Genomic DNA, 24,789 nt, shown 5'->3' with positions numbered 1-24,789 from the left:
TTGCTCCGGATTTATCAGGGGAACATTCTTGTCGGATCAATTGCATGCTCCTCCGGACCCAGGTCAATAAACCAAATTCCTACCCTATTCGTTTTGAAAATTAGGTTTACGCTGCTCCAAAAACGCTTCCATTCCTTCTTTTTGGTCTTTTGTAGAGAACAATCCCCCGAACAGGGCCATTTCATATTGAATTCCTGTTTTTATATCGGTACTTAATCCGTAGTTTACTGCTTTTCGGGCAGCCTTAAGAGCAATCTGACCTTTTTCTGCAAAGGTCCTGCCCAACTCTTTTGCTTTATTCAATGCTGCACCAGCTTCAGTCACATAGTTGACAAGCCCCATCCTTAGCGCCTCTTCTGCTCCCATAGGTGCACCCGACCAGATCATTTCCAGCGCTTTCGCTTTACCAATGATCCGTGGTAATCTTTGGGTTCCCCCGTTTCCCGGCATAATGCCTAAATTAATCTCAGGCACGCCAAACTTCGCCTTTTTGCCGGCCACCCGAATATCACAAGCCAAGGCCAGCTCACAACCTCCCCCAAGGGCAAATCCTTCCACTGCTGCTATTACCGGCTTCGTCAAATCCTCAATCGTAGAAAACACTTGATTTCCTAATTTTACAAAATCAAGCGCTTCCATCACATGCATATCTTTCATTTCAGCTATATCCGCTCCGGCGACAAAAGCTTTTCCGCCTGCTCCCGTAATAATAATTACCCTGACTTCCGGATCAGCCTCTAAATCTAGTACCGTTTTCAAAAGCTCTTGATAAACTTTTGAGTTTAAGGCATTCAGAACTTGAGGGCGGTTAATGGTAATGATGCCAATCCCCTCACTCTTTTCGCAGATCAAGTAGTTCATTTTCTTCCCCCCCATCTATTCATTCATTATTTCTTCCTCCTGCTTTTCATAAAGCCCCTGCAGAGAAACCAGCGAATCCTCCAACATCTTGATATAACAATCAAAAGTAAGATGATTCAACCCGCTTCCCGTGTAGATTTGATTAGGATCCAATAATCTAATTAAACGAACCTGTTCTTCTGTCGGGGGTTCCGTATCCTTCACGTTCTCGGCTACTTTTAGGTCCCATGACACCTCTTTCTTCACATCCTCAATCGTCACTCCCGGAGAAACACTGTCTAAATAGGCCTCTTTTGTGACACGGTCAAATCTGAAAATAGCTTTATTGGTAATAATAGCTTCCGGGCCGCCCCGAAGCAGGCCGTGCTTTTCCCGGGAGCCATCACCATCGATGTACCCCGGAGATGTGATATAGTCAACCCTCTCTAAAAAACGTCTTTTTTGCAGGGGCATGGTAATGATCGTTCTCCCTGCGCTGCTGGCGATATCATTGGCACCCCCGCTGCCCGGAAGCCGGGAGGCAGGCTTAAAATAGTCCCCTGCGCCAAATATGGCGGTACTGTTTAAATTCCCGTATTTATCGACCTGGGCCCCTCCCACCATGCCTACATCAAAATATCCTTTCTGCTGATCACAGAATAAGCGCCACAGAGAGGTGGTAAACAGGGCATTTTCTACACAGGGATTGTCCCCAATCCCTAAAAAAAGCCGGTGGGGCTGAGGGCCGATACTGCCTGATTCCATTGCTAAGATAGCATTAGGGGCATGGGTTAACTTGGCCACTAAAGCGCCCAAGAGGGGAACGCCCACGCCGGCAAAAATGGTTTCCCCATCCTTTATTTCCCGGGCAGCCATTACCGCCAAAAATTCTGATGGGGTATAGTTTTCCGGATACTTATTTTCAACCATGACTATCCCTCCTTTTCGACTGCTTCAGTATGGTACCCGGCAGAATTTGCTCTCCAGGGCAGCTAATTTGTGAAGCCGCTTCCAGCCGACTTTTTCACAATACTTCTCATGGTCTTCCAGATTAAAGCACCATTCATCCATCCATACTAAGAACCCTTCCCGGGTTTTAAATTGCGCTAATTGAGGCATATGAAAAGGCATATCATAAGCATAGGCATAGGGCATATTCCAGGGATGGCAGGCAAAGGGCAACTCTACAACTACATCGACACAATATTCCGGAATAATGGTGAGGTTGGAGGTTCTCCTGATTTCATCCGTGCCGACTATTTCTTCACAGGTGATAATCGTGGTTTTGGCCGCCCTGGCCAGGTTCTCCGCATTGGAGTGAAACCCGTACATTTGGGCGTTCCCTCTTCTGTCTGCTCTGGATACGTGAACAATCGCCACATCGGGTTTTGCCGCGGGTACCAAGGCTACCTTCTCCCTCGTATAGGGATCTTCGGAAATGATCACATGGGGATTATATTTAACTAAATCTGACCCCAAAAGTGATTTTGTCGGTAAAAACGGTACCTCCATCGCTCCGGCCAAAAAGCGCAAACCGATGGTGGCATTGGAAAAATCAAGTAATTCGATGGGATGGGGAAGCTTCTCCTCCACAGCTCTGCGAAAGTTGTACGCAAGTCCCGCTACAGCATAAGCACACCAAGCAATCTCCATCCTTTTAATGCAGCCTGCTCCCACCAGCAAATCACCGGCTTCACAGGGGCTATCGCCAAACAAAGTTAAATCCTTTTTCTCCTGGCGAATGATTTCATAGGTTTGGGCCACACACTGGGCCCCGCCCATCCCACTAAAAGCAATCCCGGATCCGTCCGGGACAAATTTTTCTATTGCCTCTTTTAAGGACATTCTTTTGTCTGTCTGCTTTTTGTAATTATCCAAGCTCACTGCCCCCCTTCTAATTCTCTGATCATGCGCACAGCTTTCTCCGTCAATTGATCTTCCGGGCAGAAGATTCTATTAATTCGTTCATGGGTTTACTATTGAGCTGTCCATCCTCCATCAACAGGGATAATTGCCCCTGTCATAAAATCAGCAGCACTAGAGGCTAAAAACTGTACCATACCCGCAATTTCCCAAATCTCACCATACCTGCGCATGGGCGTTTTTCCGGTAATATATTTAAATATCTTTTCGGTGTCCAGCTCACTGGTATTCAAAGCGGTTTTTACATAACCAGGGCACACCGCGTTAACCTGGATATGATAGCGCGCCCACTCTAAAGCCAGTCCCCTGGTCATTTGGATCATACCACCCTTACTGCATAGATAAGGCAGCACGTTTACATCTCCCACCAGGCCAAACATGGACGCAATGTTAATTACTTTGCCGCTGTTTTGCGCCATCATTTGTTTTCCTACCGCCTGGGCTAAAAGAAACGGTCCTTTTAAATTGACGTTCATAATTTTGTCCCAATCTTCTTCTGTAAGCTCGATCGCCTTCTTGGTGATGGCGGTACCTGCATTATTGACCAGAATATCTATTTTGCCAAATTCACGAACCGTGACATCCACAAGAGCTTGGATCTCTTCCGGCTTGCTTACATCGGCAGGCACAGCAATAGCTTTTCCCCCCGCGCTTTTTATTTCCTCGGCAACAGCATCACAATCCGATTTGGTCCGGCTCACCACTACCACATCAGCCCCTGCTTTTGCTAACGCATGGGTCATCCCGTAGCCTAGCCCTTTTGTGGCGCCGGTAATGATCGCTGCCTTGCCGGTCAAATCAAAAGATGGTGTTCTCATTTCAGACTTTTCCCTCCCTGCAAAAATGTGTACTTGAATCAGCCTCTTGAACGAGTTGTCAAAAAAATATTAATACGTATAGAATCCTTTCCCTGTTTTTTGGCCTAGAAAGCCCGCCTTTACCATCTTCTTCAGTAAGGGGCATGGTCTGTATTTGGGATCACCAAAATCCTGATAGAGAGTTTCCATTACCGGGAGACAGATATCCAAACCGATGAGGTCGGCCAAGGCCAGCGGGCCCATGGGATGCCCTGCACCTAGTTTCATCGCCTGATCAATGTCTTCCGCATTTGCCACGCCGTCCGCCAGAATACAAACAGCCTCGTTGATCAGAGGCACCAGCATACGATTCACGATGAATCCCGGAGCCTCATTAACCTGCACGGGAGTTTTGCCTAAACTGAGGACGAATCCTTGTACCATTTCATAAGTGGCAGCGGAAGTTCCTACTCCCTTAATCAGTTCGACAAGTTCCATCAGGGGAACCGGATTAAAAAAGTGCATCCCAATGAACTTGTCCATCCGTTTGGTTTTCGACGACATTCCGGTAATGCTGAAAGCCGAGGTGTTGGAAGCCAGGATGGTGTCAGGAGATAGGAAAGTGTCCAGTTTTATGAACAGTGCTTCTTTCGCCTCTAAATTCTCCGCAATCGCTTCCACAACCAGGTCCACTTGTTTTCCGGCATCTTCATAATTGGTAATAGGTGTAATTCTCTCCATAACCGGGGCGGAAGCTTCCAGTTTGCCTTTCTCTACCTTTTTGTCGAGATTTCTCTTAATCCGGGACATCCCTTTTTGGACAAACCTTTCTTCCATGTCACAAAGCCAAACGTGGTAGCCTGCCTCGGCCACAACCTGGGCAATTCCAGCTCCCATGGTGCCGGCGCCGATGATTAAAACATTTTTCATGATAGACTCCTCCCTATTTTTTCTCCGCAGGAGCGATTCCGGCCAATGTGCAGGCCAATTTGAACTTATGGTTGAGATTTGCCTGGCGTAAAAGCATAATCTTCATCGCTTGAGGCGAGCCGGCCCCGTGCATGGATTCCAGTAAAGCAGTTCCCCCAGTGAGACATTCCAGCAGTCTGCCCATGCGAATTCGATGTTCCGCCGGAACATCCGGCACCCCTTTATGGTATTTTCCCACATACTTTCCAATCTCCGGGTGTTTTAGATCCTTTTCAGAAGGAAGAGTGGCCACATATCCACCGGCAATGTCATGAGCCAAACGGCAGATCTCATAGATAAACCTGGTAATATTTAATTTGCCGCAATTTGCCAGCATAGTGTCTACATAGTAGTTTCCCGCAGCAGTGGGACTCCCTTCGGCAGAGCAAGCGATAGAGCAGCAATAAAGAGTCTCCTGCATATGGATCATATCGGCAACCTTATCCTTGATGTGAGATGCCTTGGCAGCACCGTTGTATTGGGAAATCCCGGCGGCTGCCCCAATGATGACATCTGCAATTCCTGTTTTACAGGCGCCATAGTTTTGCCTGTGATAGGAGGAAAACCTTTCTACCAGCATCCCGGCAAATTCATACTCCCCACACATAAATACTTTTTCCCAGGGCACAAATACATCGTTTAATACGGTGAGGCACTCGCCTCCTACGGTACCGTATTTGATGTTTCCCAAATCTATGCCCGCGCCTTCTTCTAACCGTCTGGTATCATTGGTTTGACGGCCAAAGATATGCAATATGCCTTCTGCGTCTACCGGAACGGCACAGCAAACCGCATAATCCTGATCCGCTTCCATGAGAGCCTCTGTAGGCATAATCAGCATTTCATGGGAATTTAAGATTCCGGTTTGGTGTGACTTGGCTCCTCTGATCACAATCCCATCTTCCCTTTTTTCTACCACGTGGACAAAAGCATCGGGGTCCGGCTGCTCACTGGGGCTCTTGCTCCTATCCCCTTTAGGGTCGGTCATAGAGCCTGCTACCATCATATCTGTTCTTTGCACTGCCTTTACATATTCTTTGAAGCGAGTGTGATAGTCAGTGCCATTCTTTTGATCCATTTCATAAGTAACTGAATAAATAGCATTCATTGCATCAAAACCCACGCATCTTTGGAAACAGGTGCCGGTTTTCTGGGCGATCATCCGAAGCATCTTTACTTTCTTTACCAAGTCTCCGGTACTCTGATGAATGTGGGTAAAGCGGTTAATTTTTTCCCCGGTAAGATGAGAAGTAGCGGTCATGAGATCTTCGTACCGGGGGTCATGGGCCAATTCATAGGTCAGACCTGCACTGTTGATATGCGGTTCAAATAAAGGATGGTCCACCACATTGTTAATTTTTTCCCCAAACGAATAGACTACCGTTTTTAGCTTGCGCAGTGAGTCTTTGTACTCAGGAAAATTCATCATTTGAACAATACCCCCCTTTTTTATTTTTTCCTGGACACCCACGTGTACTTATATCAGCTTTTACCTCTCCACTATTGTAGCCATGGCCGGTCCTCCCCCCACGCATAAGGAGGCACAACCATATTTGGCATTTCTTTTTTGCATTTCATAGAGGAGTGAAACAATGATCCTGATTCCCGTGCAGCCTACCGGATGTCCTAAGGCTATTCCGGAACCATTGGCATTAATTTTATCGAAGGGAATATCCAAAATCCGATTGACCCCCAACCACTGAGCCGCAAATGCCTCATTAATTTCGAAGTAATCAATTTGATCTTGTGTTAAACCTGCGTATGCCAAAGCCTTAGGTATCGCATAGGCAGGCCCCAATCCCATTACTTCCGGCTTCACCCCCATACCCGCCGTTGACAATACCTTTGCCAGGGGTTTAATACCCAGCTTTTGAGCCTTTTCCGCGGACATAATAACTAACGCCGCAGCCCCGTCGTTGATCCCGGACGCATTGGCAGCGGTCACTGTGCCGTCTTTCTTAAAAGCAGGTTTTAATTTAGCCATTTTTTCTATGGAAGCATCTGCCCGGGGATGCTCATCCGTGTCCACAACTGTAGCACCCTTTCTTGTTTCAATCTCTACAGGGACGATTTCATCTTTGAATTTTTCTTCGGCAATGGCTTTCGAGGCACGCTGCTGGCTCATTACAGCCAGTTCATCCTGCTCCTGGCGCGTGATATCATAAAGCTCCGCCACGTTTTCAGCCGTTACCCCCATATGATAACCCAGGTTGATATCAACCAAAGCATCATAGGTTAACGCATCATAGAGAAAGGTATCGCCCATTCTTACCCCTTCCCGGATATTCAGCACCAGGTGAGGAACACGGCTCATACTCTCAATTCCTAGACATAACGCCACATCAGCTTTCCCTAAAAATATTTGTTGGGTGGCAATCTCAAAGGCCCTCATGGCAGAACCACATTGCTGGTCAACTGTGCAAGCGCATGTTTCAGCCGGAATACCAAGCTGCAGCTGGATTTGCCGGGCCGGGTTACCTCCTACCCCTTCCTTATAAACCATCCCACAGGTAACATCTTCAATTTGCCCAGGCCCAATCCCGGCCTGCTCCATGGCTCCCTTTGCGGCAACAATTCCCAGTCTAACGGCGCTAACATCCTTCAGAGATCCCAGATAGTCTCCGATTGGGGTTCTTTTTGCTCCAACGATCACAACTTCACGCAATTCTCTGCACCTCCAGCGAATTCAATCAAATTACCCTAATCTTTCACAGCAAATCCAGTTTCTTTTCGGCTTATATCTTTAGTGCAAGATTTATGCCAAAAAATTAAGCCGGAAATTCCTAAGAAGTCCGGCCCAAATTTCAAAATAAGGATGCAGCGTTTCTGCAATTCACGTTAAGATTGTTGCAATGTTGCCTACCCAATTTTTTATTATTTCCCTCTCTCTAATCAAACTCCACTTCATAAGCCCATACTCTATCCGAATTTCTATTATGAAGTAATTATGCCCTATAATTTGTGATATTGATAAATAATAGGAAACAACAGATACCCTACAATAAACATATCGACAAGACAAATGTCCTTACTGTATAATATATAGAATACATATATTTCCTTTCTTCTTTCACATCCTCCATATGAATGGTGAAGAAAATAGATGAAGTCAACAGCATCCGGTTGCCACTAAGGAAGGATATAAAAGTCAACCAGTTTCTCGGCAAAGAAAAAAACCTGTGACGCAAGGGAAAATTCTGAATATCGCTTTTTCTTCTAAAACAACATGGGAAGGAGAAGGTGTATATGTATGTGAAAGATTTCATGGACCCTGTTTCCATCGTTGCATTAAATCATGAAAGAATCAGAGATATCTGCCTCAAGTTTTCTCAAATTGCTGATGAAGAAATACCGGTAGTGGATGACAAAAACCGGCTTCTTGGTGTGATTTCTAAAACAAACCTTTTCAAAAAAATACATTACTTAGACAGTCTTGACAATGGGCTAAATGATCTGATCGAAGAATTACAACCAAGTGATATTACTTACGAAAACTCAACCATATATAACAATTCTCCCAAATGTCCCTGGGTCATCAATGATGACGATATTTTAGTGGGCAAACTATCTTTTAGTAGAATTAAACATGATTATAATGTCTACACTTTTCATGAAATTGAACTGGATTTTAAAAAATGGCTTTCCGGTCCGATAGGTTCATTTTTTCTGTTAATATTAGAGTCATCCTACGATGGCGTATGGATTTCAGACAGTGTGGGCAACACACTCTATGTAAATTCTGCCTATGAGCGTATGTCCGGTTTTAGCCGTGAAATTGTTCTAAATAAGAATATGAAGGAATTTGTAGAAAAAAATGTGTGTGAACAATCAGCGGTTCTTTTAGCCATTGAGCAAAAAAAAACCATCACCATTACACATAAATACATAACCGGAATCTCAGCTCTCGCGACAGCAAACCCTGTACTTGATGAAAACGGCAACATTTTATCCGTAATTTGTAACGTGAGAGATTTATCCAAATTACTGAAATTAAAAAAAGAACTTGCTATTGCACGACAATATTCCGCCAAGTATTGCTCCGAACTAATGGAGTATCGTCAACAGCTTCAAAAAGAATTTAATTTTAAAAGTGAATCCATCAGGACTGTGCTCAACCTAGCCGAAAAGGCAGCTTTATTTGACAGTACCGTATTAATTTTAGGGGAAACCGGCGTGGGAAAAGAAGTCCTGGCAAAATTTATTCATACCCACAGTCCAAGAAAAAACGGACCTTTTATTAAAATCAACTGTGCGGCAATACCCCATGAACTTGCTGAATCGGAATTTTTCGGTTACGTCAGAGGTTCCTTTACAGGTGCAAATTTACAAGGTAAACCAGGTATATTTGAATTAGCGAATACGGGAACATTATTTCTGGATGAAATATCAGAATGTCCCCTTGGCATTCAGGCAAAACTGTTGCGTGTGCTTCAAGACAAGGAAATATTTAAGCTGGGTGATAAAAAACCCATTAAGGTTGATGTGAGAGTTGTCGCGGCAACAAATAGGAACCTTGCCGAACTGGTTCAACAAAAAAGATTCAGAGAGGATCTTTACTATCGATTAAGTGTCATCCCTATCACGATCCCTCCCCTTAAAGATCGGAAAGAGGATATTCTTTCCTTAACCTACCATTTTTTAGAACAGTTGAACATCCGTTATAAAAAGAAGAAGGCTATTTCATCAAAAGTAATCAATGTTTTTTGTAACTATCACTGGCCAGGCAATGTCAGAGAACTTGAGAACCTCATGGAATATTTATTCGTCATAAGTTCTGATGAAATCATATTAGAAAATATTCCTCACCAACTCCTGATCGATTCAGCACTGGCTACCAAACCTAGCGGGTATTTGAAACAATCACTTGAACAGTTCGAAAAGCGTATTATTGCTTCTACAATAGAAGACAACGGATCCGTTAGAAAAACCGCAAAAGCTCTTGGAATTGATCCGGCAACACTATCAAGAAAAATAAAGAAATACCAGATCACTGTTGACGAAGATGAACTTTTATAATGAAGGAATATAACTGTTCTTGAGGGATTCTATTTTACGTCAAAAAACTGCCCTATAACGTTAGTCATAGGGCAGTTTTTTGAGTTCATTTCTACATACCTGCAATCATATTCATGTCACTAATCGCTCGTTCCAAATGATCCATTCTGGTATTTTGCACGGCAATAATATTATGCAGCGCTTCCTCGTACGCAGCCATATCCCGGTCTCTTCTTGCTGCCCTGAGGTTGAGGGCCTCTTTATGGATGTCTCCCAACGTACTTTCCATCTCGCTTTTATCCTCTTTTAATGTGGCTATGGCCTCTTTCAGTGCCTCCGTTTGATCCGGCGTCAGATCATCCTTGTTTTTAAGCAGTTCTTTGACTTTGTCTTTTGCTGCCTGGTAAGCAGCTCTGGCGTCCGCCCTTAATTGAAGCAGACGGGTCCGGTTGGTACGAATTTCCTTAATTAAGGGTTGTACTTCAGCCCTCTTTTCTTTGAGATCCTGCAATTTTGCGGAAATTTTACCTTTCGTTGTTTCCCCGGTTGTTGTTTCCGCCGCAAATACCATCGTTCCTGTGAGAAGCACACCCATGATTAACAATATCCCCGTTATTTTTTTCCACATGATTTACACTCCTTACTTAATCAAACTCTAAATCCGTATCTTCTACGTCTTCCAACTCCTCCATACTGGAAAACAATGAATCCAACTCCTGGTCAAGCTCTTTGAGCACCTCTTCTTTTTCCTGGCTGGAAACAGTATTATGGGACTTTGCCACCACACCCGAATCACTTTTTGATTGAGAGGTACCGGTACCGACTTCAGGTGTTTGGTCTTCAGATGCAGGGGGCACGCCGGTGTCGGCGCCGCCATACTGTTCATTCTGCTGGTTGGATACTTCCGGATCTGAAGACCTGTTGACAGCACCGCATCCCGCCATGATCAGTATAAAAACCAAGAGTGAAAAAAATACGACACCTCTTTTCATGCAACTCTCCTTTCATCAATTTTTCTCAGACAAGGCGATTTCTGATCCTGGTTACAGAGTACATGAAATTTGTAAAACCAAAATGGGGCAAATTGTAAACAATTTGTAAACATTTCTTCTCTATGGGTTGGGCAGTTCAAAAACCATTTCCGTTCCCACCCCGATTTCACTTGCCGCCCATATTTTCCCGCCGTGCAGTTCTACCAGGTTTTTGACAATATTCAGGCCTAAACCGGTACCGCTTTGGTCAGACCGGCGGGATTTATCCACCCGATAGAACTTTTCAAAGATAAAAGGCAGCTCATCAGGGGGAATTCCCGGTCCCCTATCTTTTATGGAAAACCGGATGCCGTCCGGCACCTGTGCCACCTGGAGGGAAATGGTTCCCCCGGCTTCACCATACTTGGCTGAATTACTAATCATATTGATCAAGATCTGCGTGAGCCTATCTTTGTCCGCATATACGCAAAGCTCCGCATCGCAAGGCACGGAAAGATCCAGGGCTTTTTCCCCGATCAGAGGATCGATACTGGCCCTTACCGGATTCACGATGTCCCGGACAGGGAAGACTTCTTTGTTCAATTTCAGACTGCCTGATTGTATTTGGGCAAGCTGCAGAATATCATTGGTGAGCCGGATCAAACGATTGGTTTCGTCGTGGATAATATGCAGGTATTTCGGATAATCCTCAGGTTTTACAATGCCATCCAGCATTCCCTCCACAAAACCGTTGATAGAGGTCAAGGGAGTCCTGAGATCGTGAGACACGTTGGCAATGAAATCCCGGCGCATTTTCTCGGTATCAAGGAGCTGTTGTTTCATCGCATTAAATGTCTCTGCCAGTTTGCCGATTTCATCCTGGCTTTGTACAACTAAATCCGCCGTGTTTTCTCCCCCAGCCAATTTTCCCGCCGCTTCTTCCATTTTTTTGATCGGCTTTGAGATGTTCCGAGAGTTGAAGTAAATAACGAGGGCACTGACTACCATAAAAAATAAACCGGTCAGCCAGATCACCAGATTGATTCTGGCCATATCGTTGGCGATGTGGTTGACGGGCGAAAAAAGCAAAATTGCCCCCAGCACATGGCCGTCCCTTTTCCAGGGTACGCCCGTAAAAACCATATACATGTCAAACTTATCGGAGTATTGCTTCTGACGATAAACCGTCTCACCATCCAGTATTTTAAGGAGATCACCGATTAAAAAGCTGTCCTCCAATTCCTCCCCCATCTTGAGGGTATCCGGCGCAGTTAACGCCTGTTTGTCCAATTTTACCAGATAAATCTTGGCGTCTGTGACATGCCCCAGGGAATCCAAGGCTATTTCCAATTCTGCTTGGGAGATATTTTGTCTCTGGAAATCATTCGCTAATTGATTCACTTTAAAGGCAGCGCTGATCAGGCTTTGATGCTTTTCCTCAAAGACGTGCCTGCTGTATAAGACCGTGAGAATAAAAGATAATGCCCCAATGACGATGATAATAATGACCAGGTAGGTTACTAATAGTTTTTGAAATATTGTTTTAAACATTATTTTACCTCAAGCTTATAGCCTACGCCCCATACGGTCTTAATGCGCCAGGAGGCTTTCGGATCATCCAGCTTCTTGCGCAGGCTTTTGATATGGACATCTACGGTTCTGGTATCTCCTGAATATTGATAATTCCATACTTTCTCCAGCAGCTGCTCCCGGGAAAAAACCATATTTTTATGATTTAAGAGAAAATAAAGCAACTGCACTTCCTTGGGCTTTAATTCAATCAGAGCACCGTTCCGGCGGACTTCATAGCTGTTGATATCCACCACCAGGTGATCCGCTTCCAGCACCCCTTCCTGTCTTGACCCCTGTTGTACCGGGACCTTTTCCCTCAGTCGTGCCTGAATGCGGGCAATCACTTCTTTCGGCTGAAAGGGTTTTACAATATAATCATCCGCGCCGGATGCAAACCCCTCAATCTTATCTTCCAGCATATCCCGGGCGGTTAACATAATTACCGGGATGGCCCGCTTCAGTTTAATCAGTCTACATACTTCCCACCCGTTAATCACGGGCAGCATGATATCCAGCAAAACTAAATCCACTTTCTTTTCTTGTATCATCTTTAAGGCGCTGCTGCCGTCATGACAAAAAAGGAGGGTAAACCCGGCATGAGTTAAATACAAATCCAGCAGCTCACAAATATTTTTATCATCATCAACCACGAGAATTGTTTTACTTTCCATGGATGCGCACCTCCATTTCCCATCTTCCAACCCAGCCAAATCTTAGAAAAAATAAAAAAAACAAAATCTCCCCCTGGCTGATGTGGGGGAGATTTTACTCTAATTCTTCTTATGGCCTCTAAAATCCTGCTTAAGGTGGATATTTTAAATTATTTACCAGCTATTACTTTTTATAGCTATTGCAGTTTGACCCCTTTCATGGTCAGGGAAATACGGCTGCGCTGGGGATCCACGGCAAGGACGCCCACCGTAACCACATCTCCGATGGACAAGGCCTCCAGAGGATGCCGGATAAACCGGTCGGCGATTTCCGAAACATGGACCAGGCCGTCCTGCTTCACGCCGATATCAATGAAGGCGCCGAAATCCGTCACGTTATGAACCTGGCCTTTTAAGATCATGCCCGGCTTTAAATCCTCAATCTTAAGCACATCCGTGCGGAAGATGGGAGGAGCCAGTTCCTCTCTGGGGTCCCGGCCCGGACGGGCCAGACTGTCGATGATGTCGGTTAAAGTAGGGACACCCGCACCGATCTTTTCCGCTGCAGCGTGAATGCCGGCAGCATTCTTCTTCAACAGGGTCAATTGTTCTATGAAGGGCTTGGTGCCGATATCCGATAAATTTAAGTCCAGATTTTTTAACAGCTTATCCGTGATCCTATAGGACTCCGGGTGAATGGCGGTGCCATCCAAGGGGAAATCTCCCTGGGAGATGCGCAGGAAGCCGGCGCACTGTTCAAAGGTTTTCGGCCCCAATTTGGGCACCTGCTTCAATTCCGCCCGGCTTTTAAAGCCTCCGGTCTCATCCCGGTAGGTGACAATATTGGATGCTACGGTGGCATTAATCCCCGCCACATAACTGAGGAGAGGGGCCGAGGCCGTGTTTAAATCCACGCCGACAAAATTCACCACCGACTCCACAACCTTGGACAAATTTTCTTCCAGGCGCTTTTCCGGGATATCGTGCTGATACTGCCCTACACCTGCCGCCTGAGGAGGAATCTTCACCAGTTCCGCCAGGGGGTCCTGGATCCTGCGGCCGATGGAAATGGCGCTTCTCTCTGCCACATCCAGCTTGGGAAATTCTTTGGCGGCCAATTTGGACGCGGAATATACGCTGGCCCCGGCTTCGCTGACAATGGTATAGGAAAGGGCCGGGTTGTTTGATTTCTTGATGAATTCTGCCACAAATTGCTCTGTTTCCCGGGAAGCTGTGCCGTTCCCGATCACCACAGCCTGCACCCGGTACTTCCTTACCAGCCTGGCTAGTTCCTGTTCCGCTTCCGGAATCTTATTGTGGGGCGGGGTAGGATAGATCACGCCCACCTCCAATACTTTCCCCGTGGCATCCATCACCGCCCACTTGCACCCGGTACGGTAGGCCGGGTCCAACCCCAGGACGATCTTCCCCTTCACCGGGGGCTGGAGGAGCAGGCTCCTCAGGTTTTTGGCAAAAATAGTCACGGCGTGGTTTTCCGCCTGTTCCGTGAGCTGGTTGCGCACCTCCCTTTCGATGGAAGGAGCCACCAGTCTTTTGTAGGCATCAACTGCCGCTTTTCTTACCAGTTCACCGGTCACCCCTTCTTTAACGAAGCGGCGGTACAACCAGTCAAAGATCACTTCCTCGTTTACGTCCAGAGACACGGTTAAGAAGCCTTCCCGCTCTCCCCTGTTTACGGCGAGAACCCGGTGGGGGACAATCTTGGCTGCCGCTTCCCGGTAATTTTCGTAATACATGCGGTAAACGGAATCCTTCTTCGCATCCTTGGCCTGGACCACGAGAAACCCATGAGCCTGGGTATATTCCCGTACCCATTTGCGCACTTGGGCATCTTCACTGATCATTTCCGCCACAATATCCATGGCTCCCTGAAGAGCAGCCGCTGCATCGGCTACCTGTTCGGACGCATATTTTTCCCCTTCCCTTTCCGGCGACCCTTCCTTGGGGAAAGTAAGCAGATAGAGGGCCAGCGGTTCTAATCCTTTCTCCCGGGCCATACTTGCCCTGGTCTTTTTCTTTTGCCGGTAGGGAAGGTAAAGGTCTTCCAATTCCGTAGGCTTGAGGGCGCTTAAAATTTTCTCCCGCAGTTCGTCGGTCAATTTTCCCTGCTCATCAATGAGTCGAATGATTTCGGTTTTACGCTGCTCCAGGTTACGGTGAAATTTCAACCTTTCTTCGATCTCCCGAATCTGGTTTTCGTCTAATTCTCCGGTTGCTTCCTTCCGGTAACGGGCAATAAAAGGAACCGTGTTTCCCTGGTCCAGAAGCTCTATCGTGTTTAATACCTTTCTGAGAGGAATCTTCGTTTCCCCGGAAATAATCTGGGGAATATCTACGGTCATAGTACCAGCCTCCATTATTTTCTCCTAGAATACTATACTTTTTTTACCACCAAATATCAACAAAGATAAAAAGACCAAAAACACTCTAAGGAGTGCTTTTGGTCTTCGGGGGAACTATTTGTTCCGGTTAATCATTACTCGATTTCTATGACCTTCGTCTCGGGCTCCCATTGTACCTTTAAACCCAAATTTTCCATAATAAATCTTAGGGGTACCACAGTCCGATTATTCATCACATCTGCTGAAACATCAATTGTTGTCTCAGTGCCATCAACATAGACTTTCTGTAAAGTTAAATCAAAAATGATTTCTTTCTCGCCTTGGGTAATCGTCACCTTCTTTGCCCCCGGATCCCAGGCGACCGTTGCTCCGGTAGCTTCGGAGATTGCTCTTAAGGGAAGCAGTATCCTGCCTTCCTTAACAACCGGAGGAGTATCAAATTTTACCTCGCCATTTTTCATAAAGACATTTGTCACCGGAAGCACTTTCACTTTTTCATCCTGACCCAACTCTTCGGCGACCTTGGTCAGGGCGTCCAATTCTTCCTGAGAATATCTTTCCTTCATCAGGTCCTGCATTTCCTGGATCTTCTGCTTCATCTGTTCTTGATATGTATCTTTTTCCTGATGTAATTGCTGCATCTGGCTCATTAAGGTCTCCATTAAAGCCGTATCCCCATTTGCCTCCGCCAATTGATACTGTTGTTCTAAGTCTTCCAGTTGAACCTCAACCTGATCCTTCAAAGCTGCAATATCAGCCTTTTCCTGCTGAAGAGCATCTTTGGAGATTTTCCAGTCTTTATCCAGCCCCTTTCCTTTTCCATTCTCTTCTCCGGTTCCTTCATCACTTTGGTCCTCATCAACTTCTGCATCTTCATCTGTATCTGCATCTTCATCAACATCTTCATCCGAATTTTCCGCTTGATCCTCATCTGTACTTACATTTTCTTCATCACTGCTGTGCACCTGAGTGGCCTCTTTTTGTCCCTTGTTTCCTTTGTCATTATCTCCAAATACAATCGTAGGTAAAACAAAGACAAGTAATAAGACTAACATGACTGCCCAAAGCTTACTTAAATTTTTCATTATTTTTTAGCCTCTCTTTTTCTGGATAATCTTTCCTTGCATACCATATATCTTCGTTCATCCTTCCATTTTTTTGGGGGTAAAGAAATGTACCATTTGTAAAAAGAACACAAAATGGCCCGCTAATCACTAACTCCTTACTATTTGCTGCAAGCAAGAGGTTAATGACAGCTGCATCCCTCTTTTTAAATATATTCGACAAAATTCGACAAAAATGTTATAATCTTAGCGATTTGCAATCACAAGGGGGAATTGGGATGCTCAAACGAATATTGCTCATTATTTCGATACTGACCGTACTCTTTTTAATATTTATCGGCACAACCAGGAAACCTTTTAATATAATGATTACGATGGCGCAGCAATATGCCGAGAATTATATTAAGGGAGGTTCTGATTTGGAAGCAAAAGAAAACAACAAAAACACAGAAAAACCGGAGCAAAACCTGGCAGATAAAAAAACAGAAAATGAAAAGGATCGTTCAGAAAAGCCGGAGCAACCAAAAAAAGCGGACCCGCCGGAAAATGTCGGCCCACAAACAAACAATCAGACCGACTCCCCATTGTCCTTTGAAAACACGACCAAAATTGATCAGAATGGCCGGGAGATAGTAACCAATGTGAATAGCTTGCTCGTGCTGGTAAATAAAAAAAGAAATTTGCCTGCCGATTTTGCTCCCAAAAATCTGGTCATTCCCGATGTTCCTTTTCCCTTTGAAGGGGACAGCCCGAAAAAGTATCTCAGGCAAGACGCGGCTCAGGCATTAGAAGAACTTTTTCAAACAGCCCGGAAGGAGAACCTGGATTTATTAGCCGCTTCAGGATACCGGTCGTACGAAACACAAAAAAATATCTTTGAAAATAAAGCCAGGGCCATCGGGGAAGAGGCAGCAAACCGGACCTCGGCTTATCCCGGGCAAAGTGAACACCAAACAGGTTTAGCCATGGATTTGACCAGCTCACAGGTCCAGTTTCAATTGGTAGAAGAGTTCGGAGATTTGAAAGAAGGTAAATGGCTCAAGGAAAATGCCCACAAGTTTGGTTTTATCATCAGATACCCCAAAGGGAAAGAAGATATTACAGGCTATCAATATGAGCCTTGGCATCTCAGATATGTTGGTAAAGAAGCGGCGGAGTATATTTATACCAAGGGTATTACGTTGGAAGAATATTTTGCCCAACTATACGATTATAAATGATACTAACATGTCATGGGGACAGGTCCCTTGACATGACCATCTTCATGCCAATTTATCCCCTTATGTCAGTGTACCTGTCCCTATGACATGCTATGACATGTTGGCTTCCCCTTCTTTCACGAAAGGCTGACCGTCATCAATATGGTTGGCATCTTACTGTGTATCGGTGGTTTTATCCTGATCAATTATAAATAATATTCCCTTGCCTTTATTTAAAAAATTATCATATCCTGATAAACAGAGAGAAAAGATGGCGCTGCCGTCTTTTCTCTCTGTTTACGCTTTTCCTTTCTCTTAGTTCATCACCGCCTGGGAATAAGGAGCATAGAACCCATCACTACGTCAATAAAAGAAGATAGAGTATCAAGGATAGGCGGTCCGAGAATAAATCGGGTAGGTCACTCCGGCATACAGAAATTGCCCATATTTGCCCGTCGGGACAAGCCGAAAATAAAAAACTGGATATTTTATCTATTTTTTATCGATTTCTAATTTATTTTTAATTTATTGCCGTGGTTTTTAAGATATAATCGTCTTTGTTATTATCAGGATTTTTTTGCCATCTTACAAATAAGTAAAACGGAAGAGGAGAGAAGATTGTGAGGAAAGGATTTGCACTGATCATACTGTCAATTCTTATTTTTTCCCTGGGCTGCGGGGCAAAACCCGCGGACAATAAAGACGCCGGGAAGGAAACAAAAGGCAAGCTGGTTTCCGCACTCACCGTTAAAAAGCAGGAACAGCCGCTGCTGCTCTCCGCGGTTGGGATTGCCGAGCCGGAGCAGGAGGCGGATTTATTTTTTAACGCCTCCGGAATTTTGACCGGCCTCCACGTCACAAACGGCATGAAGGTAGGCAAGGGCCAACTGCTCGCCACTCTTGATACAGATACGGCAGAAAACAGTGTCAGCAGTCTGGTCTTAGCCGATGCCCAGGCCGAATTGGCCAAAAAGCAAACAGATTTAGAACGGGTCCAGAAGCTGTATCAAGAAGGCGTGGCTACCGAAAGGGACCTGGAAGATGCCCAGCGGGAAGTGGATCGCCAGACCAATCAGGTAGCCCAGGCTGAGCGGAGCGTAGTAGCGACAAACTTAAAGGCGCCCTTTTCCGGAATCATCGCAGAGGTGATGCAGCAGGCGGGGCAGACCGTTTCTCCCGGAACGCCTGTGATGAAAATAGTCGATTTATCCAAGGTAAAAATAGTTCTTGATGTCCCCAATGATCTCATCAGTCAATATCACGTAGGGCAGACTGCAGCTGTTACCAGCGACGGCGGAAAGCAGGAGCAGGGTAAAGTAACTGCGATCTCACCGGTAACGGACCCGCAAACCGGTAAATACCGGGTGGAGATTACCTTGAGCAACGGGACCGGATTATGGCGGGGAGGAATGGTAGCGCAGGTGGAGGTGCCGCGCACTTTATCCACGGGCATTATCCTGCCTTTAAGCTGCGTAGGCGTAAATCAGGATCAGCAGTATGTGCTGGCCATTGAAAACGGGGTGGCCAAACGCCATGTGGTAGAGGTGGGACAGATTATCGGGGACAGCATTGAAATCTTGAGCGGCATTAAACCAAACGACCGGGTCATTTCTTCCGGCATTGCCTATATTGGTGATGGTGAAGCAGTTACGGTCAAAGGAGAATAACCATGGAAAAGTTCATCGGCTTTTTTCTCAATCGCAAACTAATTGTTTACCTGTTGACGGTTTTAATCATCATTGCCGGAGTTAGTTCCCTTTTTTCCTTTAAACGGGAGATGGTTCCGGAAACCAATTTCCCCTGGATCGAAATCAACATCTCCGGCGGCTCCCTTCCTCCGGAAGAGATGGAGGAAAAAGTCACCAAACCCATCGAAAAAGAGCTCCGGTCCATTGCCACCATAGAAGAGTATAACTCCTCCTCCTGGACCGGGGGTGTGTCCATTTCCGTGCAAGCCCAGGAAGGCAAGGGGGAGGAGGCAACTCAGGAAGTACAAACTGCCGTCAACCGGCTGCGCAACAGCTTCCCCTCCGTAATCAAAAATGTCAATGTGGTACAGGCAAATTACGGTGATGATTTCTTAATGGAACTGGCCCTTTGCGGTAATGATCTGCCCGTTTTATTCAATCTGGCCAATACCGTAATGAAAGACCGCATTGAAGCGGTGGAGAATGTGAAGAGGGTGGATATTTCGGCAGATAATGTGGGTAATAAAATTTGCCTTACTTTGCATCCGGAAGAAATCGCCCTGTACCAGCTGACTCCCGCCGACGTGATTGCCCAATTGCAGGCGGCCAATGTCAAACAGGCCATCGGCACTTTAAAAAACGAGGGCTTCGACACCGTAATTGAAATCGATAATTCATTTAAAACCATACAGCAAATCGGCGATGTGGCCATTCAGACCAAAACGGGACAGGTGGCCCTGCGCCAGTTGGCCGATATTCAGGACCTGCGCGGAAAAAGTGCCGATGCCGTTTACCTGAAAAACGGCGTGCCCTATATTTTCTTGAATATTAGCAAAGCCGCCGATTGTGACATGATTAAAACCGCCGCCGCCGTATACCAGGTGATCGATCAGTTGAACCGTGAATCCCAGGGACAGTACACCCTGGATGTGATTATGGACGGTTCCACATTCATCAAAACCTCAGTAAGCAATCTCAGTCACAATGTATTGATCGGGGCTGTTCTGGCCATCTTAATTTTATTTGTTTTCTTGCGGAACTGGCGCGTGACCATGGTTATTTCCACCACCATTCCCCTCTCTGTTTTCATGACCTTTATCGGCATGAATTTTGCCGGTTATAATCTGGATCTGGTTACCCTCCTTTCCCTCAGTTTGTCCGTGGGATTGATGGTGGACGCTGCCATCGTTGTCCTGGAGAGTATTTACTTTTTCCGGGAAAAAGGGGAATCTCTCAGGAAATCAATTATCCTGGGCACCCGGGAAGTCGTTACTCCGGTGCTGACCTCCCAGCTGACCATTGTCACGGTTTTTCTCCCCTTGATGATTGTAGGCCTGGGGGGTGTGGAATATAAACCGATTATGGAGACCATTGCTTTTACGGTCACTGTGGCCATCGTTTCTTCAACGATTGCCGCCCTCATTTTTGTGCCCGTCTACGCCAATAGCTTTTTAATGAAGGATCGCCATGTGCAGGCAACGGAAAGCAGCCTGGATGCCCGCATTACCTCCTTTTTTTCCCGCCTGCTGGCCTTGGCCCTGCGGCACCGGATCAAAGTGGTGCTGCTGACTGTCGGCTTATTTGTCATGGCCATTATGCTGGCCCCCCTGGTTAAAACCAGTACGGATCTGGAGGTGGATGAGTCTTATATTCAGGCCAGGCTGATTCTGCCGAAAGGATCCAATTTAGGGGAAACTGACCAGGCAGCGAATGAAGCCAGGATGAAATTAAAGGACATTCCGGAAATTAAAGATATCTATACCGACGCCCAAAAAGGCAATGCCACCATTCACATCATTACCAAAGACAAGAAGGAGAAGAAACGGTCCCGGGAGGAAATCCTGGAAAATATCAATGCCAATCTTGCCGCCTTGCATGATGTGGAACGATTTGAGGTCGGTTTTGGGGGTGGCGCCAATAATACGCCCGTAGAATTGGAAATAGTGGGTAAAGATATGGAAGTCATCCGGCAATTAGATGACCAGGTGCAGCAGATGTTAAAGACGGTACCCAACGTGCGCAACCCGCGCAGTGACTTTGAAGAAGGGGTTGACAAGATCACACTGGTGCCCCAGACTGCGGAGATGGAACGGCTTGGTGTCAGTGATCATTCCTTGATGCAGCAGTTGGCGGCAATGATAGGCGAACAGAATATTACCACCATGACCCTCAATGACGTGGATATCGATGTGGTGGCCCAACTGCCGGAACAATGGATGCAGCACCCGGAACAATTGCGCCGGGTATTGGTTAAAGCGGATTCCGGAGCCATGGTACCCCTGGCCGACCTGGTCCAGTGGAAATTTTCCAAAACACCGAACCAAATTAATCATAAAGATGGGGAACGCATCATCAGCGTCAAGGCCGAATTGGCGGGCGGGGACATGGGCGCAGCAGGACGGGCGATTGAGGAGAAGATGGCTGCCCTCTCCCTTCCGGAAGGCTATACGGTTAAACTGGCCGGTGCCCTGGAACAGCAAAAACAAAACATGGCCGATGTGGTGCGGACCTTCCTGGGGACGATCGCCCTGATTTATATCATTATGGTGGCCCAGTTCGGCCGTTTAAGCCATCCCTTGATTATTATGTTGAGCCTGCCCATGGCCATTGTGGGAGTAGTGGTGGGCCTGGTCATTACCCAGCGGGTGGTTAACCCCATTGGCATGGTGGGTTTTATCATGCTGATTGGGATTGTGGTGTCCAATGCGATTCTGCTCATTGACCGCATTAATCTGCTGCGCAGCAGAGGCTATGATTTACACACGGCCATCATGGAAGGAGCACGCAACCGGGTACGCCCCATTCTGATGACAAAACTGACGGCCATTCTAGCCCTCACACCCTTGGCCCTGGCTTTCAGCGAAGGGTCTGATCTGGAAGCACCCATGGCTACAATAGTGATTTTCGGTTTGATTTTTCATACCCTGATTACCCTGGTCTTACTGCCTGTCCTCTATTCCTTATTCGAAAGCCTCCATATCTGGTGGGCCAAGAAGCGCAACAAAGGCAAGCCGCCTGAAGAACCGGCACAGATCCAGGTATAACTGATTTCACAGGAACAGCGCACATCCGTCTGCGCAAATATGCAGAAAGCCAAGGGGCCGACACATGTCATGGGGACCACATGTCATGGGGACAGGTCCCTTGACATATGCATATGCTAGATCTTAAAGATTTTCTCAACATAGGTTCCAAAAAATTTAGCAATCTTTAGCGCCAGTCTTAAAGTAGGGTCATATTTATTATTTTCAATGGCAATGATTGTTTGCCGTGTCACATCTAGAGCCCGGGCAAGTTCCTCCTGGGTAAGATTTTGGCCTAAGCGCAATTCTTTTAACTTGTTTTCCATTAGCTACCCAGCTTCTTTCTGTAATGTAGGTAAGAAAGCCAGTAAACAACCTGGGTGCTGGAAAAAACGATAAACTGAACAGGTATATTATCCGTAGTTAGCAGGCCCTGCAATGACCAAATCATCAGCACCACAGAGGTAAATACCCAGGCAATTCGAGTGGAATAGAATCCAATATAAACCATTCGTTCATCGCCTTTTTCAAAACCCAGTTTTTTAAATAAAGACATCAAAAATCCTCCTTATCCAATGTAAAAACATCTTTACATTTATAGTAACCTATTTTTGAACAAATGTAAAGAACATTTTACATGGGCGAACCGAAAAGCACCTTCCTGGATGTCAAGTGTTAACTGAAGGGACAGGTCCGAGACTACTGAAAAAGTGCCATTTTTATAATAATAGCAACGAAGTTATGCCGGTTTGCGGGCACTAATTTTAGAAAAAGTGATTTTTTCAGTAATCTCTACCTGTCCCCATGATATGCATAGGAAATAGCCCCACGTCTGTCTGCACAAATATGAACAGAAAGCCATGGGGCCAAATATCGGAACTCCCCTTGCCTTCTGTCATCATAAGAAGTATAATTTTTGAATAGAATCTAATTTATTCCGGCTAATTCGGCAATGGACCGGTTGGGATGATCCCTGTAAAGGCCGCCATGATAGCAAAGGACTGTTTCAATATCATACATGGCAAGCTTTTTCAGGGATTTGTCATATTGTTCTTTGTCCAGACATGTGAACTCGGGAGCATGTACCAGCACTCCTCCCTCCACATTGAAGGCATCTCCCGCTACCAAGGTTTTACTCCGCTGATGGTAAAGGCAGATATGGCCGGGGGTGTGGCCAGGCGTATAGACGACTTTAATCCCGCCGCAATAAGGAAGTTGTTCTCCGTCTTCCACCGTTTCATCAACGTTTGCTCCTAATTTTTTATAATTAGCCTTCAGGCTTTCATACAATACTGCCACCTGTTGGCGCCGTTCCTCCGGCAGTATTTTCAACTGGGCTTCCATTTGGGCCAGCCGGATGGGGGGAAGTTCCGCTTCAATATATGGTCTTTCTTTTTCATGGGCAAATATGGTGATTTTTTGAGGTGAATCATGCAAGATACCGGCCAAGCCGCCCACATGATCAGCATCGGCATGCGTGACAATGACTCTGCTCAACCGATCAAAGGGCACACCGGCTTTGGCGAAAGCGTCGCGAAATTGCTGCACCTGGTGAGGGAATCCTGCATCTACCAACACAACCTCGTCTTTGTCCCAAAAGAGTACCGGATTAATAATACCCGGCCCGGCCATCAGGTGCGCCGGTATTTCAAGCATCTCTATTCCATCAGCTATCTTCATCTTTATATCACTCCTCATAAATGTTACGGGGAAACATGTCATGGGGACAGGTCCCTTGACATATGTCAGTGGACCTGTCCCCATGACATGCCTCTGACATGCTTAGACATGCAGTTCCCGGGGATTTTATACTTTTTCAGCTTGCTTAAACAGCAGAATATAGGTTGCAACTACACCTGTTAAAAAAAACTGAAAAAACATCTCAACTGTGCTAGCTACTAGAAGCACCGCCGGTAAGGTATTTATTTGCTGAATCATGGGCAGAAGTCCCCCAATAATAAAAAGTGCCGTCCCAACGATAATCATCCGTTTTTTTATTGAAACATGCAAATTTAAGATAACCGGTAAGACGGACAGAACTAATAGAATCCCTCGAACCGGTTCTAATGTCAATATTTCAAAGCTGCTCGGTAGCCGCAGTCCATTAATTTGAGCCCGGTAATATTCCCCGGTAAATAACATCGCATTAATGCTGCCAAAAACATAATAGAACAGCACATAACTGCCGGACCCGGCCAGGATTCTCCAAAGCCATCCAGCCCAACTTCTCCGGTATGTTCGAAAATCTTCCCTGATTCTGCTGTCAAATCTGAATAAAAATGCAATACCAGCGCTGATAAATAGATACATGATACACTGCTGACCATATATCGCCGGAACCACATCCCAACTCACTATCCCTGGTGCAAATACCAATGCTTCCATCATTTGAGTAAGGGAGTTCAAAAAAAGCATTAAGAATAATGCCATGAAGGTTCCTAATTTGGACAATTTCAGATGTTTGACGATTATGCCGCCAATAACAGAAATCATAAATCCGGATAAAAACATAATCAATAGAATAAAAGCGGGATCGTTTTTAACTTCCGGAAATGTCAATCCAAGGCTTTTAAGAGCTGCTCCCCCGATCATCAGAGATATTAAATTTAAAGCGCCTATTGCGATACCCTTCCATAAAAACTCAAAACATGTCTTTACAAACATCATCATATTCTCCCCTTGCATGTCATCATGTCACGGGGACAGGTCCCTTGACAAAGTCCATCTTGCATACC

At 45.8% G+C, this 24,789-nt stretch carries 21 protein-coding genes; 4 read left to right on the top strand and 17 right to left on the bottom strand.

What is annotated here, in order from left to right; genetic code table 11:
* Positions 1-84: 84 nt before the first annotated feature.
* The 7 genes from DCMF_RS19305 to DCMF_RS19275 form a co-directional block, all read right to left on the bottom strand.
* Positions 85-861: an enoyl-CoA hydratase-related protein gene (locus DCMF_RS19305; RefSeq protein WP_148135931.1), complete on the bottom strand. Its 777-nt coding sequence runs from the start codon at positions 859-861 to the stop codon at positions 85-87.
* A 15-nt stretch (positions 862-876) separates the two neighbouring features.
* Entirely contained in the window at positions 877-1,770 is an 894-nt protein-coding gene (locus DCMF_RS19300; RefSeq protein WP_148135930.1) for a CoA-transferase subunit beta, read from the bottom strand.
* A gap of 24 nt (positions 1,771-1,794) precedes the next feature.
* The gene (locus DCMF_RS19295) at positions 1,795-2,718 is read right to left on the bottom strand and encodes a CoA transferase subunit A (protein ID WP_236860069.1); all 924 of its coding nucleotides are present in this window, start codon (positions 2,716-2,718) and stop codon (positions 1,795-1,797) included.
* Between the two features lie 98 nt (positions 2,719-2,816).
* The gene (locus DCMF_RS19290; protein ID WP_148135928.1) at positions 2,817-3,581 is read right to left on the bottom strand and encodes an SDR family NAD(P)-dependent oxidoreductase; all 765 of its coding nucleotides are present in this window, start codon (positions 3,579-3,581) and stop codon (positions 2,817-2,819) included.
* Positions 3,582-3,650: 69 nt separating this feature from the next.
* Complete coding sequence (locus DCMF_RS19285) at positions 3,651-4,490, bottom strand: 3-hydroxyacyl-CoA dehydrogenase family protein (RefSeq protein WP_148135927.1); 840 nt, start codon at positions 4,488-4,490, stop codon at positions 3,651-3,653.
* 13 nt (positions 4,491-4,503) lie between these two features.
* Positions 4,504-5,958, bottom strand: a complete 1,455-nt coding sequence (locus DCMF_RS19280) for a 4-hydroxyphenylacetate 3-hydroxylase family protein (RefSeq protein ID WP_148135926.1) — start codon at positions 5,956-5,958, stop codon at positions 4,504-4,506.
* A 60-nt stretch (positions 5,959-6,018) separates the two neighbouring features.
* Positions 6,019-7,194, bottom strand: coding sequence for a thiolase family protein (locus tag DCMF_RS19275; RefSeq protein WP_148135925.1), 1,176 nt, complete (start codon positions 7,192-7,194; stop codon positions 6,019-6,021).
* 581 nt (positions 7,195-7,775) lie between these two features.
* On the opposite strand from DCMF_RS19275, the gene DCMF_RS19270 reads away from it, so the two are divergent.
* On the top strand, positions 7,776-9,545 hold the full coding sequence (locus DCMF_RS19270; protein ID WP_148135924.1) for a sigma 54-interacting transcriptional regulator: 1,770 nt from the start codon (positions 7,776-7,778) through the stop codon (positions 9,543-9,545).
* Positions 9,546-9,636: 91 nt separating this feature from the next.
* Here the strand turns inward: DCMF_RS19270 and DCMF_RS19265 are convergent, their stop codons facing one another.
* The 6 genes from DCMF_RS19265 to DCMF_RS19240 form a co-directional block, all read right to left on the bottom strand.
* Positions 9,637-10,152: a hypothetical protein gene (locus DCMF_RS19265; protein WP_148135923.1), complete on the bottom strand. Its 516-nt coding sequence runs from the start codon at positions 10,150-10,152 to the stop codon at positions 9,637-9,639.
* Between the two features lie 16 nt (positions 10,153-10,168).
* Positions 10,169-10,516, bottom strand: coding sequence for a hypothetical protein (locus DCMF_RS19260; RefSeq protein ID WP_148135922.1), 348 nt, complete (start codon positions 10,514-10,516; stop codon positions 10,169-10,171).
* A gap of 120 nt (positions 10,517-10,636) precedes the next feature.
* Complete coding sequence (locus tag DCMF_RS19255) at positions 10,637-12,046, bottom strand: sensor histidine kinase (RefSeq protein WP_148135921.1); 1,410 nt, start codon at positions 12,044-12,046, stop codon at positions 10,637-10,639.
* Complete coding sequence (locus tag DCMF_RS19250) at positions 12,046-12,738, bottom strand: response regulator transcription factor (RefSeq protein ID WP_148135920.1); 693 nt, start codon at positions 12,736-12,738, stop codon at positions 12,046-12,048. Before DCMF_RS19250 ends, DCMF_RS19255 begins: the two co-directional genes overlap by 1 nt.
* Positions 12,739-12,914: 176 nt before the next feature.
* Entirely contained in the window at positions 12,915-15,080 is a 2,166-nt protein-coding gene (locus tag DCMF_RS19245; RefSeq protein WP_214658736.1) for a Tex family protein, read from the bottom strand.
* 134 nt (positions 15,081-15,214) lie between these two features.
* Positions 15,215-16,165 carry a copper amine oxidase N-terminal domain-containing protein gene (locus DCMF_RS19240; RefSeq protein ID WP_148135918.1) on the bottom strand — a complete coding sequence of 317 codons (951 nt, stop codon included), beginning with the start codon at positions 16,163-16,165 and terminating at the stop codon, positions 15,215-15,217.
* A gap of 257 nt (positions 16,166-16,422) precedes the next feature.
* Here DCMF_RS19240 and DCMF_RS19235 point away from each other — a divergent pair, with 257 nt between their 5' ends.
* From DCMF_RS19235 to DCMF_RS19225, 3 genes are all read left to right on the top strand, one after another.
* Complete coding sequence (locus tag DCMF_RS19235) at positions 16,423-17,364, top strand: M15 family metallopeptidase (RefSeq protein WP_236860068.1); 942 nt, start codon at positions 16,423-16,425, stop codon at positions 17,362-17,364.
* A gap of 599 nt (positions 17,365-17,963) precedes the next feature.
* On the top strand, positions 17,964-19,010 hold the full coding sequence (locus tag DCMF_RS19230) for an efflux RND transporter periplasmic adaptor subunit (RefSeq protein ID WP_214658735.1): 1,047 nt from the start codon (positions 17,964-17,966) through the stop codon (positions 19,008-19,010).
* 2 nt (positions 19,011-19,012) lie between these two features.
* Positions 19,013-22,075, top strand: coding sequence for an efflux RND transporter permease subunit (locus DCMF_RS19225; RefSeq protein WP_148135916.1), 3,063 nt, complete (start codon positions 19,013-19,015; stop codon positions 22,073-22,075).
* Between the two features lie 116 nt (positions 22,076-22,191).
* On the opposite strand, the gene DCMF_RS19220 is transcribed toward DCMF_RS19225, so the two are convergent.
* The 4 genes from DCMF_RS19220 to DCMF_RS19205 all read right to left on the bottom strand — a co-directional run bounded on the left by DCMF_RS19220 (position 22,192) and on the right by DCMF_RS19205 (position 24,724).
* Positions 22,192-22,380, bottom strand: a complete 189-nt coding sequence (locus DCMF_RS19220) for a helix-turn-helix transcriptional regulator (RefSeq protein ID WP_148135915.1) — start codon at positions 22,378-22,380, stop codon at positions 22,192-22,194.
* A complete protein-coding gene (locus tag DCMF_RS19215) occupies positions 22,380-22,610 on the bottom strand; it encodes a hypothetical protein (protein ID WP_148135914.1) in 231 nt (76 codons plus the stop codon). The genes DCMF_RS19220 and DCMF_RS19215 overlap by 1 nt, the downstream gene beginning before the upstream one ends.
* Before the next feature lie 371 nt (positions 22,611-22,981).
* Positions 22,982-23,734 (bottom strand): MBL fold metallo-hydrolase, encoded by a 753-nt coding sequence (locus DCMF_RS19210; protein ID WP_148135913.1) that lies wholly within the window; start codon positions 23,732-23,734, stop codon positions 22,982-22,984.
* 126 nt (positions 23,735-23,860) lie between these two features.
* Positions 23,861-24,724: a hypothetical protein gene (locus DCMF_RS19205; protein WP_148135912.1), complete on the bottom strand. Its 864-nt coding sequence runs from the start codon at positions 24,722-24,724 to the stop codon at positions 23,861-23,863.
* Between the last annotated feature and the right edge of the window lie 65 nt (positions 24,725-24,789).

The sequence above is a fragment of the Candidatus Formimonas warabiya genome (assembly GCF_002777255.1).
GTDB classification, from domain to species: Bacteria; Bacillota; Dehalobacteriia; order Dehalobacteriales; family Dehalobacteriaceae; genus Formimonas; species Formimonas warabiya.
Note: the sequence above shows the minus strand (reverse complement) of the source record. Positions and strands in the feature narration are given on the sequence as shown.